Annotated in this window: 13 protein-coding genes and 1 riboswitch; of the genes, 12 read left to right on the top strand and 1 reads right to left on the bottom strand. The window is 43.6% G+C overall.

The features are described 5' to 3' along the window. Positions 1 to 54 precede the first annotated feature (54 nt). The 5 genes from LZP46_RS14250 to lpxC all read left to right on the top strand — a co-directional run bounded on the left by LZP46_RS14250 (position 55) and on the right by lpxC (position 5,539). Positions 55 to 984, top strand: a complete 930-nt coding sequence (locus LZP46_RS14250; protein WP_019837077.1) for a D-alanine--D-alanine ligase — start codon at positions 55 to 57, stop codon at positions 982 to 984. A gap of 2 nt (positions 985 to 986) precedes the next feature. Beyond that, the gene (locus LZP46_RS14245; RefSeq protein ID WP_004974235.1) at positions 987 to 1,841 is read left to right on the top strand and encodes a cell division protein FtsQ/DivIB; all 855 of its coding nucleotides are present in this window, start codon (positions 987 to 989) and stop codon (positions 1,839 to 1,841) included. A 67-nt stretch (positions 1,842 to 1,908) separates the two neighbouring features. Further along, entirely contained in the window at positions 1,909 to 3,171 is a 1,263-nt protein-coding gene (gene ftsA, locus LZP46_RS14240) for a cell division protein FtsA (protein WP_236094181.1), read from the top strand. Positions 3,172 to 3,331: 160 nt separating this feature from the next. Continuing rightward, entirely contained in the window at positions 3,332 to 4,513 is a 1,182-nt protein-coding gene (gene ftsZ / locus LZP46_RS14235) for a cell division protein FtsZ (protein ID WP_019837079.1), read from the top strand. A gap of 123 nt (positions 4,514 to 4,636) precedes the next feature. Next, entirely contained in the window at positions 4,637 to 5,539 is a 903-nt protein-coding gene (gene lpxC, locus LZP46_RS14230; protein WP_236094180.1) for a UDP-3-O-acyl-N-acetylglucosamine deacetylase, read from the top strand. Between the two features lie 97 nt (positions 5,540 to 5,636). Here the strand turns inward: lpxC and LZP46_RS14225 are convergent, their stop codons facing one another. Continuing rightward, positions 5,637 to 6,077 (bottom strand): DUF721 domain-containing protein, encoded by a 441-nt coding sequence (locus LZP46_RS14225; RefSeq protein WP_236094179.1) that lies wholly within the window; start codon positions 6,075 to 6,077, stop codon positions 5,637 to 5,639. A 106-nt stretch (positions 6,078 to 6,183) separates the two neighbouring features. Here LZP46_RS14225 and LZP46_RS14220 point away from each other — a divergent pair, with 106 nt between their 5' ends. The 7 genes from LZP46_RS14220 (at position 6,184) to guaB (ending at position 16,095) form a co-directional block, all read left to right on the top strand. Further along, positions 6,184 to 6,867 carry a M23 family metallopeptidase gene (locus tag LZP46_RS14220; protein WP_236094178.1) on the top strand — a complete coding sequence of 228 codons (684 nt, stop codon included), beginning with the start codon at positions 6,184 to 6,186 and terminating at the stop codon, positions 6,865 to 6,867. A 369-nt stretch (positions 6,868 to 7,236) separates the two neighbouring features. Then, positions 7,237 to 9,939, top strand: coding sequence for a pyruvate dehydrogenase (acetyl-transferring), homodimeric type (gene aceE / locus LZP46_RS14215; protein ID WP_236094177.1), 2,703 nt, complete (start codon positions 7,237 to 7,239; stop codon positions 9,937 to 9,939). Between the two features lie 2 nt (positions 9,940 to 9,941). Beyond that, positions 9,942 to 11,921, top strand: coding sequence for a 2-oxo acid dehydrogenase subunit E2 (locus LZP46_RS14210; protein WP_236094176.1), 1,980 nt, complete (start codon positions 9,942 to 9,944; stop codon positions 11,919 to 11,921). Positions 11,922 to 12,037: 116 nt separating this feature from the next. Continuing rightward, positions 12,038 to 12,197, top strand: a riboswitch (yybP-ykoY riboswitch). A gap of 71 nt (positions 12,198 to 12,268) precedes the next feature. Then, complete coding sequence (locus LZP46_RS14205; RefSeq protein WP_236094175.1) at positions 12,269 to 12,844, top strand: TMEM165/GDT1 family protein; 576 nt, start codon at positions 12,269 to 12,271, stop codon at positions 12,842 to 12,844. A 185-nt stretch (positions 12,845 to 13,029) separates the two neighbouring features. Continuing rightward, positions 13,030 to 13,827: an MBL fold metallo-hydrolase gene (locus LZP46_RS14200; RefSeq protein ID WP_236094174.1), complete on the top strand. Its 798-nt coding sequence runs from the start codon at positions 13,030 to 13,032 to the stop codon at positions 13,825 to 13,827. A 106-nt stretch (positions 13,828 to 13,933) separates the two neighbouring features. Continuing rightward, complete coding sequence (locus LZP46_RS14195) at positions 13,934 to 14,299, top strand: YkgJ family cysteine cluster protein (protein WP_236094173.1); 366 nt, start codon at positions 13,934 to 13,936, stop codon at positions 14,297 to 14,299. Between the two features lie 329 nt (positions 14,300 to 14,628). Next, a complete protein-coding gene (guaB, locus tag LZP46_RS14190) occupies positions 14,629 to 16,095 on the top strand; it encodes an IMP dehydrogenase (RefSeq protein WP_004974257.1) in 1,467 nt (488 codons plus the stop codon). Positions 16,096 to 16,102: the final 7 nt, after the last annotated feature.

Genomic DNA, 16,102 nt, shown 5'->3' with positions numbered 1-16,102 from the left:
ACAACCTGTGATGTTTGAATTTGATCGACCAGTTTAAAGTTTAAGGATATAAACGTGTCAAATGCTTCAAAGTTCGGCAAAGTTGCCGTGTTATTGGGTGGAAAATCTGCTGAGCGTGAGGTTTCTCTAGACAGCGGTCAAGCAGTACTCGAAGCACTGCTACGTTCAGGGGTCAATGCAGAAGCATTTGATCCACAAACACGTAGTGTGACCGAATTGGTCAATTATGATCGTGCCTTTATTGTATTACACGGGCGTGGTGGTGAAGATGGTCAAATTCAAGGTGTCTTGGAATGGTTGAATATTCCATACACCGGTACGGGCGTGCAAGGTTCAGCGATTGGCATGGACAAAGTGAAAACTAAGCAAATTTGGCAAGGTTCGGACTTGCCAACTGCGCCATATCGTATTGTCAGCAAAGATTCCAATATTGAAGATGTGGTTGCTGAATTGGGCTTGCCACTCATCATCAAGCCTGTGCATGAGGGTTCAAGTATTGGCATGAGCAAAGTCGAAAAAGTTGAAGACTTTGCTAATGCTGTGGCGAAAGCAACTGCACATGACGCCATTGTTATGGCTGAAAAATGGATTACAGGGCGTGAATTTACCATCGTGCTGTTAAATGGTCAGGCTTTACCGATTATTCGTTTAGAACCCCCGAAAGATGTAGCGTTCTATGATTATGAAGCCAAATATCAGCGTAACGATGTGCAATACGGTATTCCGTGTGGTTTAAACGCTGCCGAAGAGCAACAGTTACAAGCTTTGGCATTGCGTGCCTTCCAAGCGGTGGGTGCAAGTGGTTGGGGGCGTATTGATGCCATGCAAGATGAAAAGGGTAATTTCTGGTTACTCGAAGTGAATACCGTACCGGGAATGACCAGCCATTCTTTAGTTCCGAAAGCGGCAAATGCAGTCGGCTATAGTTTTGATGAGCTGTGTGTGGCAATTTTGGCACAAACCCTCACAGGTGAAGCACACTAAATATGGCTCAACTTCCTGCATCCTTGCGCCGTAAACGGGCAGCGATTACCTCGATTCATGACAAACCGCCAACAGCCAAAGAAAAGCTGATCCATTTTGGCGGTTGGGTAATGCTTTGCGTTGCAGTGCTCGTGCTGGCAGTGGGTGCGTATGGGCTATATAAAGTCATGACCGACGCACAAATTGCCAAGCTAGATGTAGTGGGTACACGTTCAGATGCGGAACATCGTCAAGTGATGACGCATGTGAACCCTGTGATGACTAAGAACTATTTCACCTCTGACCTAGAGCAAATCCGCGATACTGCTTTGGAGTTGTCTTGGGTAGATCGAGTGGTGGTTTCACGCGCGTGGCCGAATGCCATTCGTGTGCGGGTCATGCCGCGTCATCCAATTGCCCGTTGGGGTACAGGTCGTTTGCTCAGTGACAGCGGTGAGGTCTTTACCGAAGTCACGCCACAAAATAATCAACATTTACCGTTATTACACGGACCAACGCATCAATCTAAAATGATGATGCGTCGTTATAATGAAATTAATCAATTATTCTTGCCCGTCAACGATCGTTTAAAAGAACTATATTTAACAGAACGTATGACGTGGTTTATGCAGTTTGATTCAGGTCTACGTGTTATTGTAGATAAAGATCAAACCATGAGTAAGCTGCAGCGCTTGGGACATCTTGCACAAAGTGATTTGAAACCTGTATGGTCTAAAATCTCCGCCATCGATTTGCGTTATCGCAACGGTTTAGCCATTCAATGGAAAAACTCAATTCCGCCAAAAATTGCAAATGGTCACTTTGTTGTAACGATTGATGACACAAGCATTGCAGAGGGAATAAGAGCAAAGCCATAATATTGGGCTTTAAAAAAATAGAGGCATTAAGCCATAAATTAAACATACTGGTAATGGTAGTGAATAAATGAGTGAAGCTGTTCCCTCGGTTGTTGCGATTGACATTGGGACGCATAAAGTTTCAGTTTTGATTGCTAAGGTCCATGCGCCAGACAATATCCAAGTCATTGGTATGGCCACCGCACGTAATCGAGGCATGAGTAAAGGAAAAATTGTCAGTCTCGATAAAGTGATTACTGCAATTAAAAATGCCGTGCAAGAAGCGGAAGATATGGCAGAATGCCGTGTGCATTCGGCATGGATTTCTATTCCTAGTGCAGAGCTAAAAAGCTTTTATGCTTCAGGTCGCACACCTATTGAAAGTAGTGATCACACCATTACTACCAGTGAAGTGGTACGCGCACTGGACTTGGCCAAAGCCAGTCACCTCACCTCAGACCATTATTTGGTGAGCGCTGTACCACTCGGTTTCGATTTAGATGATTTGGGTGAGTGGGTACAAAACCCAATTCGTATGTCGGCACATAGCATGACAGGGCATTATCAATTGATGATGTTACCTATTAGCACCATGCAGAATTTAGACCGCGCTTTAAAAGGTGCCAATATTGGTGTCGAAAAAATGGTGGTGTCAAATTTAGCCACTGCAGAAGCCAGTCTACTTAAAGATGAAAAAGAATACGGTGTGTGTTTGGTAGATATTGGCGCAGGCACGACTAGTATTGCGGTTTATTTAGATGGGCGTTTGGCCTTAGCACACACTTTGCAACGTGGTGGTGAGCATGTCACCCGCGATATTGCAGCGGTGTTACAAACCACAACTGAAGAAGCAGAACGAATTAAGCTATTGTATGGCTGTGTAGATATGAAAGTGGTCAAACCTGATCACATGATTCAAATTCAAGGCATTGATGGGCCACAAACCATTAGCCGCATTGAACTGGCGGAAATTATTATTGCGCGTTATGAAGAAATTTTCGCACAAATTCGTCAGGAACTTGAAAAAAGCGGTGCCATTCATGGTTTATATCATGGTGTGGTTTTGGCGGGCGATGCCTCACAAATTGAAGGTATGATCAGCTTGGTACGTCGTATGTTAGGTGTTTCGGCGCACTTGGGGAATCATCCTTCACAAGTTTATGCCGATGAACCGCATCAGGCTGCTTTACGCCGTTCACAATATGCAACGGCCTCAGGCCTATTGCTTTATAGTCAAAACTATACTCAAGACACAATTGTAGAACATGAAGACCCTGAAACCTTATCGGTTTGGGGGCGTGTCGGACGGGCATGGTCAGGCTTGAACGAAAAGCTAAAATCTATTTTTTAGTTGAGTTTTTTGGGGAATATTGTTAGGAAGTTGTAAGGATCATGGCTGGTACTTGACAAGCCAGAAGTTGAACAGCATTCTTAAAAATAATTTTTATGAAGATCAAGGCAGTATACGGGCTTAAGTGACTGCCAATAACGTATTAGGAAATCTAAAGGTCATGGCCTCATTTGAATTTATAGATGATCAAACCGATAGCAACGGTCAAGCCCGTTTCACTGTGTTTGGTGTGGGTGGTGCAGGCGGTAACGCTGTGCAGCACATGCTCGAGTCAGATATTCAGGGTGTAAAATTTGTTTGTGCCAATACGGACAAACAAGCACTCGATCGCATGAATTCGCAATTCAAAATCCAGCTAGGTGAACAAAGCACACGTGGTTTAGGCGCGGGCGGCGATCCTCAAGTGGGTCAAACTGCAGCAGAAGAAAGCCGCGAGCTAATTTGTCAGCAACTTGAAGGTACAGACATGGTGTTTGTGACTGCAGGGATGGGTGGCGGCACAGGTACAGGTGCTGCGCCAGTAGTTGCTGAAATTGCCAAAGAAATGGGTATTTTGACCGTAGGTGTGGTGACTACGCCATTTAACTTTGAAGGTAAGCGTCGCTTACTTTCTGCGGAAAAAGGAATTGCGGCATTAGAGCAGCATGTAGACTCTTTAATCATTATTCCAAACCAGCGTTTAATGAAAGTTTACCGCGATATTTCAATGAAAGATGCGTATAAAAAAGCCGATGACGTTTTGTTGAACGGTGTACGCAGTATTTTTGATTTGGTGGTGCGTCCGGGTCACATCAACCTTGACTTTGCTGACTTGAAAACGGCAATGAGCACGCGCGGTTATGCGATGATGGGTGTTGGTTCAGGGCGTGGTGAAAACCGTGCACGTCAAGCGGCTGAACAAGCCATTCGCAGCCCATTGCTCGATAGCGTGACTATTGCAAATGCCAAAGGCTTGTTGATTAACGTCACGGGTGGAGATGATGTGACCTTCGGTGAAATTGATGAGATTATGGAGGTAATTCATCAACTTTCAGATACTGAACAAACCCAAGTATTCTATGGTACGGTATTTGACCCTGAAGCGCGTGACGAAATCAGCGTAACGGTTATTGCTACAGGTTTGGCGCGTAACACAGGCGACACACCAGAGCCTGCGAAACGCACTGTGACACAAACCGCTTCTGCAGCACCAACAGCGGCAGTGGAAGAGGACGATGTTCCTGCAATTCAGCGTCAACAAGCAGAAACTGCACCTGCAATTAGTGCGACAACCACATCAGGCTCTGCGCGCCCAACGCCGATGAGTATTCAAGACTATTTGAAAAATCAGCAGCGTAAATAAGCCAAGAGGCTCAATTTCATCGTGTGATCGGGAAAAGGCAGTTTTAAACTGCCTTTTTTGTTTTTTATCAATGGCTAAATATGCTAACGTATAACGGTTTTAAAATTTAGATGAATTGAGAACATGCTGAAACAACGTACCCTACAACGTGTCGTCAAGGCGAGCGGTATTGGTCTGCACAGTGGTCAAAAAGTATTGATCAACTTTGTGCCGCATCATGCTGATGGGGGAATTGTGTTTCGTCGTATCGATTTAAATCCACCTGTTGATATTCCAGCCGATGCCATGCTGATTCAAGAAGCATTTATGTGCTCGAATTTGGTTCAGGATGATGCCAAAGTTGGCACCATCGAGCATATCATGAGTGCCATAGCAGGTTTGGGCATTGATAACTTGATTATTGAGGTGTCTGCTTCTGAAGTGCCTATTATGGACGGCAGTGCAGGGCCTTTTATTTATTTGTTGATGCAGGGTGGTTTAAAAGAACAGGAGGCTCCTAAAAAGTTCATCAAAATTTTAAAACCTGTATCAGCATTAATTGATGATAAGCGCGCGGTGTTCAGTCCGCATGAAGGTTTTCAGCTCAATTTTACTATCGACTTTGATCATCCTGCCTTTAACAAAGAATTTCAGTCTGCCACTATCGACTTTTCTACAGAAACCTTTGTCTATGAAGTTAGTGGCGCACGTACTTTTGGCTTTATGAAAGATTTGGACTATTTAAAAGCCAATAATTTGGCTTTGGGTGCGAGTTTAGAGAATGCGATTGGGGTAGATGATACAGGCGTGGTCAATGAAGAAGGTTTGCGCTTCTCGGACGAGTTTGTACGGCATAAAATTTTAGATGCTGTGGGGGATTTGTTCTTACTTGGACATCAAATTATTGCCAAGTTTGATGGTTACAAGTCAGGACATGCCTTAAATAATCAGTTACTACGCAATGTTCAGAGCGATCCAAGCAGTTATGAAATTGTAACATTTGATGACATAAATTCTTGCCCGATCACTTATGTGCATGTGACATAAGTCATTGTCTTTTCTTACTACGTTATAATGTAACAACAATAATATGTGAACTTAATCACAAATTTGAGTACGAGTATTTGGAGTTTTCTGCAAACAATTATTTTTTATTGCTTGCCAAACGTAACAAAGCTTGGCTAAGCTTAGGGTCGCTCACAAAGTCAGCAGCACCTCGTAACATATCTTGAGTTTCTGGACTAAGTGTTCTTAAAGGCTTTTCGCTTTTTGGGGGCGTTTGAGATTCAACTCTTAAACGAACTTGGATTTTTTGTAAGTCTTTTAGTTCATGTAGTTGTGACAGTGGAGTAATGTATTGCTTTTGCAAATAAGCAAGTTGGCTCACCATCGCTTGATTCGCTCCAGTAATGGTTAAGACACCTTGTTGATAACAAACCACCTGCCATTGCTCTGGTTGCGGCAGTAAAGGTTGAATAAGTTTGCCAAGTTTCTGCCATGCAGCAACTTGGGTTGAGAGAAACGTTAGGTTTCCTGTTTTTATGTGTTTTCTTGTTTGTTGAAAGAGATTCACAGGTTCGGACATACATCATTCCTTCATGATTATGCCCTAATCTTATGCGCTCCTTTCAGTAGATATCAAGGAAGAGATCACAAGGAACTTCAAGTAAGAACAGTTAAGAGGTTTTTTTATGCATTCGCGCCGTATTTTATTAGCGTTTTCACTGGCAGCTTCGGCAGCATCTGTCGCATTTGCTGATTTAGTTGAGTTAGATTCTCAAAATTCATCGACTGATCGTATTGAGCAATTAACCCGTACCTTGTCACAAGGTTCTTATACAGAAACACAAGACATTGACATTCCTGCACAAACGCAGATGACCGTTAAGCTTCGTGAAAAGACCACAGAATTAAATAACGCCTCTTTAGCCAAAAAATACGGTACCAATACCAGCACTCGTTTTGCTTCTTCAAATCCTTATGCGTGGTTAGTGTCACATCCTTTACCGAATGCACGTATTAGCTCGAACTATGGCGGTCGTGTGATGAGTGGTCGCGCTGAAAACCATTCAGGCTTAGACCTTGCTGCACCAAGCGGTACACCAATTTATGCGACTGGCCCAGGTATTGTGACCAAGTCAGGCTGGGGCACAGGTTATGGTCAATATGTAGAAATTAACCACGGTAATGGTTATATCACGCGCTACGCACACGCTTCACGTTTAATTGCACGTGTAGGTGACCGCGTTGAAGCAGGCGAACATATTGCTAACGTGGGTTGTACAGGTCGTTGTACAGGTCCACACTTACATTATGAAGTAGTGAAAGACGGTCAACGTAAGAACCCTTCAACCTATTTAGCAATGTTGCCGTAATGCTTTGGCTAGAAAATCATGCTCTAGCCACATTCACTGTAAACTACACGCGAACTATAAATTAAAACATGAAATTAAAGCGGCAAAGGTCGCTTTTCTTTATACTCACGTTTTAGCTTTTAGCGAAATCTAGTGAGACATTTCAGACTTCAACTTATCACTTAAAAAAATAATAACACGCAGTTTCTGCTTTATTGTATAAAAAACCGCCTAAATTGGCGGTTTTTTTGTTATTTGCTGTAAGAATGTGTCAATCACTATTTATTTTCTAAATAGTATGTAGGATACGCATTTAAGATTAGCCATATCTACTAAAGTTTAAATTATGATACATATAATGCATATGATTAGGCTTAGGAATAGTGAATTATGGCGTTTTACGGTGATACGGACTCACAAGAAACCCAAGAATGGCAAGATGCCTTTGATGCTGTGTTACAACATATGGGTACTGAACGGGCAGCATTTTTACTCGAAAAACTGTACCAACGTGCAATCGCAAAGCATGTACCCATTCAGCGATTAAATACTCCCTATCTCAATACTATTTCAGTGGAAGAACAACCTGCTATGCCTGGTGATCAGGATATCGAGCGCCGTATTCGGGCCTTGATTCGCTGGAATGCATTGGCAATGGTGTTACGTGCCAATAAAACAGGTGATGATTTAGGTGGTCACCTTGCAAGTTTCGCATCTTCAGCAACATTGTATGATGTTGGTTTTAACCATTTCTTCCGTGCCAACAGCGATCACTTTGGTGGTGACATGATCTACTATCAGGGTCATTGTGCACCAGGTATTTATGCTCGTTCATTTTTAGAAGGGCGTTTAACCGAAGATCAATTGAATAATTTCCGCCGCGAAGTGGGCGGTAACGGTTTACCTAGCTATCCACATCCTTATTTAATGCCTGACTATTGGCAGTTCCCAACAGTATCGATGGGTCTAGGTCCAATCATGTCCATTTATCAGGCGCATATTCAAAAATATTTAATGAACCGTGGTTTGATTAAAGAAGAAGACCGTAAAGTCTGGGCATTTCTAGGCGATGGTGAAATGGATGAGCCAGAAAGTCTGGGGGCGATTTCACTGGCAGGTCGTGAAAAGCTAGATAACCTGATTTGGGTGGTCAACTGTAACTTACAGCGTTTAGATGGGCCTGTACGTGGTAACGGTAAAATCATTCAAGAACTCGAGTCGTTATTCCGTGGCGCAGGTTGGCGCGTGATTAAAGTGGTTTGGGGGCGTCATTGGGATGCTTTATTGGACAAAGACGATACAGGTGCATTAAGAGCCATCATGGAAGAAGCGGTGGATGGTGATTATCAGCGTTTACAAGTGAAAGGCGGTGCATACGCTCGTGAGAAATTCTTTGGTAAATATCCTGAAGCCAAAGAATTGATCAAAGATTTAAGCGATGAAGATATTGATAACCTGAACCGTGGTGGTCACGATCCGTATAAAGTGTTTGCGGCGTATGCTGAAGCATGTAAGGCCAAAGGTCAGCCAACGGTGATTTTAGCCAAAACTGTCAAAGGCTATGGTTTGTCGGATGAAATTGAAGCGGTGAACAAAACCCACCAAATCAAAAAAATGCAGTTGGATTCTTTAAAATATGTGCGTGACCGCTTTAACTTGCCATTTAGTGATGAGCAACTTGAAGAAGTGCCATTCTATCGTCCAAGTGAAAATTCGCCTGAATTAAAATATATGAAAGCGCGTCGTGAAGCCTTGGGTGGTTATTTGCCTGCGCGCCGTAAAGACAGCGAAACTTTACAAATTCCTGAATTATCAGTTTTTGATTCAGTCTTGGCGGGTTCAGGTGGAAAAGAACAATCGACCACTATGGTGATGGTGCGTTTGATATCAGCCTTGCTCAAAGAAAAAGCCATTAAAGATCGTGTGGTACCTATTGTACCTGATGAAGCACGTACTTTTGGTTTAGAAGGCATGTTCCGTCAATTGGGTATTTATGCCGCACATGGGCAAAAATACACTCCTGAAGACCAAGAACAGTTGATGCATTATCGTGAAGCCAAAGACGGTCACATGCTGCAAGAAGGTATTAATGAAGCCGGTGCAATGAGTGCTTGGGCAGCTTTAGGTACCAGTTATTCAACCAATAACTTGCCTATGATTCCAATGTATATGTATTACTCCATGTTTGGTTTCCAGCGTATTGGCGATATTGCATGGGCAGCAGGTGATGCGCAGGCGCAAGGTTTCTTGTTGGGGGCCACTGCAGGACGTACCACACTCAATGGTGAAGGCTTGCAACACCAAGATGGTCACTCACATATTTTAGCCAATACCATTCCAAACTGTGTGTCCTATGATCCATGTTTTGGTTATGAGCTTGCCGTGATTGTACATGATGGTTTACAGCGCATGTATGTCAATCAGGAGCGCGTATTCTATTACCTCACTCTCATGAATGAAAACTATGAGCATCCTGAAATGCCGCAAGGTGTTGAAGAAGGCATTAAGCGCGGTATGTATTTACTACAGGAAGATGAAAAAGCCACGGTTCAATTGTTGGGTTCAGGCGTGATTCTACGTGAAGTGATTAAAGCGTCGAAAATCTTGCGTGAAGAGTACCAAATTCACTCGAATGTCTACAGTGTGACCAGTTTTAACGAATTGGCGCGTGATGGTATGGCGTGTGAAGAGTACAACCGTTTGCATCCTTTGGCTCAAGAAAGCAAAGAGCCTTGGATTTCACAACAGTTACGTGGCAAAGATGGCATTGTAGTGTCTGCAACCGATCACATGCGCGTCTATAGCGAGCAAATTCGAGCATACTTGCCAGACAATCGACCATTTGTTGCTTTGGGTACCGATGGTTATGGTCGTTCCGATACCCGTGGTAATTTGCGTAGCTACTTTGGGGTCGATGCTGCACACATTGTGGTAGCAACCTTGAAAAAACTGGCTGATGAAGGCGAAGTCGATGCACGCTTAGTCAAAGATGCAATTTCGACATTTGAGTTAGATACCGATCGTCCTGTCGCGTGGGCGCCGCAAGCGGTTCCTGAAGTACAAGCGGTTGCTGACTACAAAGAGGAGCACTGATCATGCAAATTCAAACGCCTGATATTGGTGTCGATAAAGCGACTGTTGCAGATATTCTTGTTAAAGTTGGCGACACGATTGCAGTTGATGACAGCATTGTTCTGTTGGAATCAGACAAAGCTTCTGTTGAAGTACCAAGCACCGCTGCAGGAGTAGTGAAAAGCATTTTGGTACAACAAGGCGATGAAGTGACTGAAGGTGCAGTGCTGATTGAGTTAGAAACAGATGCTCAAACCGCAGCTGCTACAGAAGTTGCTGCACCGCAAGCCGAAGTAGATGCTGCACCGAAGCAAGATGCTAAACAAGTGGTCGCTGCAGCGCCAAGCTTAGCGACATCAAACACTGCACAAGAAGTAGATGTGCAAGTACCTGACATTGGCGTGGAAAAAGCCATTGTTGGGGAAATTCTAGTGCAAGTCGGCGATGCGATTGATGTTGATCAAAGCATTATTGTGGTGGAGTCGGACAAAGCCACAGTAGAAGTGCCTAGTACGGTGTCGGGTACAATCACTGCCATCCAAATCAAAACGGGTGATACCATAAAAGAAGGTGTGGTGATTCTGAAAGTGAAAACTGCCGCTGCTGCAGTCACACAGGTGGAAACACCTCAAGTGGCACCAGTAGAAGCGGCTGCTGCAACAGTGAGCGCAGCAAGTGCATCGGCACCACAAACTACAGCATCAGCTCAGATTGAAGTTGCAGTACCTGATTTAGGAGTGGATAAAGCCACAGTGGCAGAAATTTTGGTACAAGTGGGCGATACAGTTGCAGCGGACCAAAGTTTAATTGTGGTGGAGTCAGACAAAGCCACGGTTGAAGTACCAAGTACTACCGCAGGTGTGATTCAAGCGATTCATGTAGAATTAGGACAAAGTGTTGCGCAGGACAATGCCTTAGTGACGATAGTAACTGCAGGCGCAGCTGCACCAACAGCAGTTGCAGCAGCGCAAGTTGTTTCTACGCCAAGTACATCGCCAGCAGTCAGTGCTGAATCTACAGCACAAACCACAACGGTTGCAGCAAGTGCACATACGAATGTAGACAAACTGAGTAAGGCACAACATGAAGCCAATGCAAAAGTGTATGCAGGCCCTGCTGTGCGTAAACTGGCACGTGAGTTAGGTGTAGTTTTAGCCGATGTAAACGCCACTGGCCCACATGCGCGTGTACTCAAAGAAGACTTGAAGGCTTATGTTAAAGCGCGTCTTACTGCGCCGCAGACAGCTCCTGTCGTTGCCACAACGCAGCAAGTTACAGGTTTGCCAAAGCTGCCTGACTTTAGTGCATTTGGTGGTGTGGAAGAAAAAAGTTTGACCCGTTTACAGCAAGTGTCAATTCCGCAATTGTCCCTGAACAATTACATCCCACAAGTTACGCAATTTGATTTGGCCGATATTACCGAGCTAGAAGCGTGGCGCGGTGAATTGAAAGCCAACTTCAAAAAAGAAGGTGTCAGCCTGACCATTTTGGCGTTCATTGCCAAAGCTGTAGCGCATTTGCTGAAAGATGAGCCGTATTTCGCTGCGCATTTGGCAGACGATCAAAAGTCTGTGCTGCTGCGTAAAGAAATCCACATGGGCATAGCCGTAGCAACCCCTGATGGTTTAACCGTGCCTGTACTGCGTAATCCAGATCAGAAAGCGATTAAACAAATTGCGATTGAACTGGGCGAGTTGAGCCAAAAAGCACGTGATAAAAAGTTATCGCCTAAAGATCTACAAGGTGCAAACTTTACCATTACCAGTTTAGGTTCGATTGGCGGTACGGCATTTACTCCATTAGTGAATTGGCCACAGGTTGCAATTTTGGGTATTTCACCAGCGACCATGCAGCCTGTTTGGAATGGTGAAGGTTTTGATCCGCGCTTGATGTTGCCGTTGTCATTGTCGTATGACCATCGGGTAATTAATGGCGCAGATGCAGCACGTTTTACCCATAAACTGACGCAGTTGTTGGCAGATATTCGTAGCTTGCTGCTCTAAATCAAGTCAAAAAATTTACTTAAAACCCTGCTATGGCAGGGTTTTTTGTGACTTATTTTTATTCGCTTTGATGTCAGCACAGCATTTGCTTAAGCACACTATTCCGTTTAGAATAGGCTTACTTCATTGGGGAGTAGCCGCTTTTTACTTACGGGGTTTCAACTGAATCAAGTAAAAAGGTGATGATCAACATATTTGTTCCACAGAACATGGTCATCATAGCAAAGAACCAAGTCAGCTTTATCAAGCTTTCTTTTGTTGGCAAGACCTTTGATTTATCACTCTGCAGATTTTGGCTAGCAGGAGGGATAGGTCATTGGTATGTGTGCTAGCCAGAGAAAAACATCATGTATGAATTCCTCATCTCGACTGCCATTGTCGCCTTAGCCGAAATGGGTGATAAAACACAGCTACTGGCTTTATTACTCGCGGCACGTTTTCGTAAACCTGCTCCAATCTTGGTTGCTATTTTACTGGCAACACTCATTAATCACGGACTTTCTGCAGTTTTGGGGCAGTGGATTACCACGGTATTTAGCCCTGAAATTTTATTGTGGATTTTATCTTTAGGTTTTATTGCAATGGCAATTTGGATGCTTATTCCAGACCAATTGGATGATGAAACTGAAAGTATCAACAAATGGCAAAAATACGGCGTATTTGGCGCGACCTTTGTGTTGTTCTTTTTGGCAGAAATTGGCGATAAAACTCAAATTGCCACAGTGGCTTTAGCAGCACGTTATGACAGCGTTTTCTGGGTCATGCTTGGAACTACTTTGGGGATGATGCTGGCCAATGCACCTGCGGTGTTTATTGGCAATAAATTAGCGACCCGATTGCCAATTGCTTTAATTCATAAAATTGGTGCACTGATTTTCTTGATTATTGGTGTGTCGACTTTGGCGCAACATTATTTATTCTAGAGAATCAGTGGATGTGTATAAATCCTGAGCAAAATGCTTGGGATTTATTTATGTAAGTTGTGCTGCAATTTACTGATATTTCAGATAATCCAAGCTATTTTATTTATTGTAACTTTCCATAAATAGCTATATGTTATTCAGTCATAGCAAATGTATTTTTAAAATGAAAAAATTGGGGTTTGGTTATGGCATTTGACCGTACAACATCGCAGGTCTTATTTGATAATGGGACACACAAATGTATTAGTTTTACCAGTTTGGTCAAAGGTGAAGGTGTTCAGGCCAACCAATTTTTGATTATTGATAATAATCGTGCTGCGGTGCTAGACCCAGGTGGCGACCTGACCTATGTGCCACTGACCATGGAATTAAACAAATATACCCGTTTGACCAATCTTGATTATGTCATGGCATCGCACCAAGACCCAGACATCATCACTTCAATGCCGCGTTGGTTGGTCTATACCGAAGCAAAAATTGTAGCATCAAAATTGTGGGCGCGTTTCTTGCCGCACCTAAGCTCATCTTTTATGAGTGATCGTATGAAAGGCGACTGGCTAGATCGTTTGGTGGAGCTGCCAGATGAAGGACAGGCGATTCATTTGGGTGAGTCTAAAATTGTTGCTGTGCCTGCGCACTTCTTGCACTCTGTCGGTAATTTCCAGTTTTATGATCCTATTGCTAAAATTTTATTTTCTGGCGATATGGGCGCATCGATGGTAGAAGACGCTTCAATTCCATTGACTGATTTTGCTGCGCATATTCCTACTATGAAAGGCTTCCATCAGCGCTATATGTGTTCTAATAAAGTGATTCGCCTCTGGGTGAATATGGTGCGCACTATGGACGTTGAAATGATTGTGCCGCAACACGGTACACCATTTGTGGGCAAAGAACAGGTGAATCAATTCCTAGACTGGATCGAAACATTGGAATGTGGCGTCGATTTGATGGATGAGCACGTATTTAGCTACCCCGAATAAGCAACAAAAAAAGCTGAAAAAACTGTAAAAAAAACTTGAGTGCAAAAACAACTTTTTTTAAGATTTTCGCCCAAAAACGATTTTTTTGATGACGAGAACTTAACGAATGTTGTCTCAAGTACCTACAGCAGATGCCTGCTTAAGCTGCGGCGCGTGTTGCGCTTATTTTCGTGTTTCATTCTATTGGGCTGAAGGCATAAATATGCCTGAGCACTACACGGAACCAGTTACAGCAGTCTATTCATGCATGTGTGGTACCAATCAGAGTCAGCCGCGTTGTGTTGCTTTAGAAGGTGAGGTTGGACATAAAGTAAGCTGCGGGATTTATGAATTACGCAGCAGCTCTTGTAAAGAAGTACAAATTGCCGATGATCAATGCAATAAAGCACGTCGTGCGCATAACATGATTCCATTTGTGCAGGTTGATCCAGCCATATCTGTGAATGATGATGACTTCGATCAAGTCGTTTAATTGTGCTTTAAGTTGTTGATGGCAATCTAGATTGGAAAAGCAAGGCTGTGGCTTTGCTTTTTTTGTGACTCAATTTTGGGTAGATAGCCAAATCATGTTTCAGATTGGAGCGGCTTTGTCTGGCTGAAAAACGAAACCTCGCAAGTTTTAAACCTGCACGGCTAAAAAGCAAACTAAGGATGAAAACTTCAATTTTTAGATGAAAATTACCGATTTTTTCGTGCAGCATTCCCCAGAAGGGTAGAATAAAAAATATTTCTTAGAGAATAAATGAAATTTGTGCCCAGATTTGTTTATAATGGCTCACGGAAATTACCAGTGAGACTGTTATGCTGACCATCGTTCAAGAAGCGTTAACCTTCGATGATGTCTTATTACTCCCTGCCTATTCTACTGTTCTCCCAAAAGATGTCTCCCTAAAGACACGTTTTACCCGCGGCATTGACCTGAATATTCCTTTGGTTTCAGCAGCAATGGATACGGTGACTGAATCTCGTATGGCAATTGCGATGGCGCAAAACGGTGGTATTGGTATTTTGCATAAAAACATGGACATCGTTGCGCAAGCAGCCGAAGTGCGCCGTGTGAAAAAATTCGAAGCGGGTATGGTGAAAGATCCAATTACCGTAACCCCAGAAACCACAGTACGTGAATTGATTGCGCTGACCCAAGCCAACAACATCAGCGGTGTACCTGTAGTAAAAGATGGTAAAGTTGTGGGTATTGTGACAGGGCGTGATACACGTTTTGAAACCAACCTTGAACAACCTGTTAGCAACATCATGACAGGTCAAGATCGTTTAGTGACAGTACGCGAAGACGAATCTAAAGAAAATATTCAAGCTTTATTGCAACAACACCGCATTGAAAAAGTGTTGGTTGTCAATGACCAGCAGGAATTAAAAGGCTTAATTACGGTGACTGATTTCCGTAAAGCAGAATTGTATCCAAACAGCTGCAAAGATGACTTAGGTCGTTTACGTGTGGGTGCTGCAGTCGGTACAGGTGCAGAAACACCAAGCCGTGTTGAAGCGTTGGTTGAAGCAGGTGTTGATGCGATTGTGGTCGATACTGCACACGGTCACTCTGCAGGCGTAATTGAGCGTGTACGTTGGGTAAAAGCCAACTATCCGCAAGTTCAAGTCATTGGCGGTAACATTGCAACTGGCGATGCTGCTTTGGCATTGTTAGATGCAGGTGCAGACGCAGTGAAAGTGGGGATTGGCCCAGGTTCAATTTGTACCACACGTATTGTGGCAGGTATTGGCATGCCGCAAATCTCGGCAATTGACGCTGTAGCCAATGCATTGAAAGAACAGATTCCATTAATTGCCGATGGTGGTATTCGCTTCTCTGGCGATATGGCCAAAGCAATTGGTGCAGGTGCAAGTACCATTATGGTGGGTTCATTGCTTGCGGGGACTGAAGAAGCACCGGGCGAAGTTGAATTCTTCCAAGGCCGTTACTATAAAGCTTACCGTGGCATGGGGTCATTGGGTGCAATGGCGGGTGCAACAGGTTCTGCAGACCGTTATTTCCAAGACTCTAAAGCAGGTGCAGAAAAACTTGTACCAGAGGGTATTGAAGGTCGTGTGCCGTATAAAGGTCCAATGGGTAACATCGTGCATCAAATGATGGGCGGTCTGCGTTCATCTATGGGTTATACCGGTTCTTCAACCATTGAAGATCTACGTCAGAATGCAAAATTCGTGAAAATTACTGCAGCAGGTATGCAGGAATCTCACGTGCATGATGTGACGATTACTAAAGAAGCGCCGAACTATCGTGTTGGTTAATTTTTAG

Source organism: Acinetobacter sp. SCLZS86, assembly GCF_021560715.1.
Taxonomy (GTDB): domain Bacteria; phylum Pseudomonadota; class Gammaproteobacteria; order Pseudomonadales; family Moraxellaceae; genus Acinetobacter; species Acinetobacter towneri_A.
The sequence above is the reverse complement of the archived record's forward strand: the minus strand, read 5'-3'. Positions and strand labels throughout refer to the sequence as shown.

Bases quoted from the DNA above. Each gene is read 5' to 3' on its own strand.
- LZP46_RS14245 (WP_004974235.1), top strand. From the start codon at position 987: ATGGCTCAACTTCCTGCATCCTTGCGCCGTAAACGGGCAGCGATTACC.
- ftsA (WP_236094181.1), top strand. From the start codon at position 1,909: ATGAGTGAAGCTGTTCCCTCGGTTGTTGCGATTGACATTGGGACGCAT.
- ftsZ (WP_019837079.1), top strand. From the start codon at position 3,332: ATGGCCTCATTTGAATTTATAGATGATCAAACCGATAGCAACGGTCAA.
- lpxC (WP_236094180.1), top strand. From the start codon at position 4,637: ATGCTGAAACAACGTACCCTACAACGTGTCGTCAAGGCGAGCGGTATT.
- LZP46_RS14225 (WP_236094179.1), bottom strand. From the start codon at position 6,077: ATGTCCGAACCTGTGAATCTCTTTCAACAAACAAGAAAACACATAAAA.
- LZP46_RS14220 (WP_236094178.1), top strand. From the start codon at position 6,184: ATGCATTCGCGCCGTATTTTATTAGCGTTTTCACTGGCAGCTTCGGCA.
- aceE (WP_236094177.1), top strand. From the start codon at position 7,237: ATGGCGTTTTACGGTGATACGGACTCACAAGAAACCCAAGAATGGCAA.
- LZP46_RS14210 (WP_236094176.1), top strand. From the start codon at position 9,942: ATGCAAATTCAAACGCCTGATATTGGTGTCGATAAAGCGACTGTTGCA.
- LZP46_RS14205 (WP_236094175.1), top strand. From the start codon at position 12,269: ATGTATGAATTCCTCATCTCGACTGCCATTGTCGCCTTAGCCGAAATG.
- LZP46_RS14200 (WP_236094174.1), top strand. From the start codon at position 13,030: ATGGCATTTGACCGTACAACATCGCAGGTCTTATTTGATAATGGGACA.
- LZP46_RS14195 (WP_236094173.1), top strand. From the start codon at position 13,934: ATGTTGTCTCAAGTACCTACAGCAGATGCCTGCTTAAGCTGCGGCGCG.
- guaB (WP_004974257.1), top strand. From the start codon at position 14,629: ATGCTGACCATCGTTCAAGAAGCGTTAACCTTCGATGATGTCTTATTA.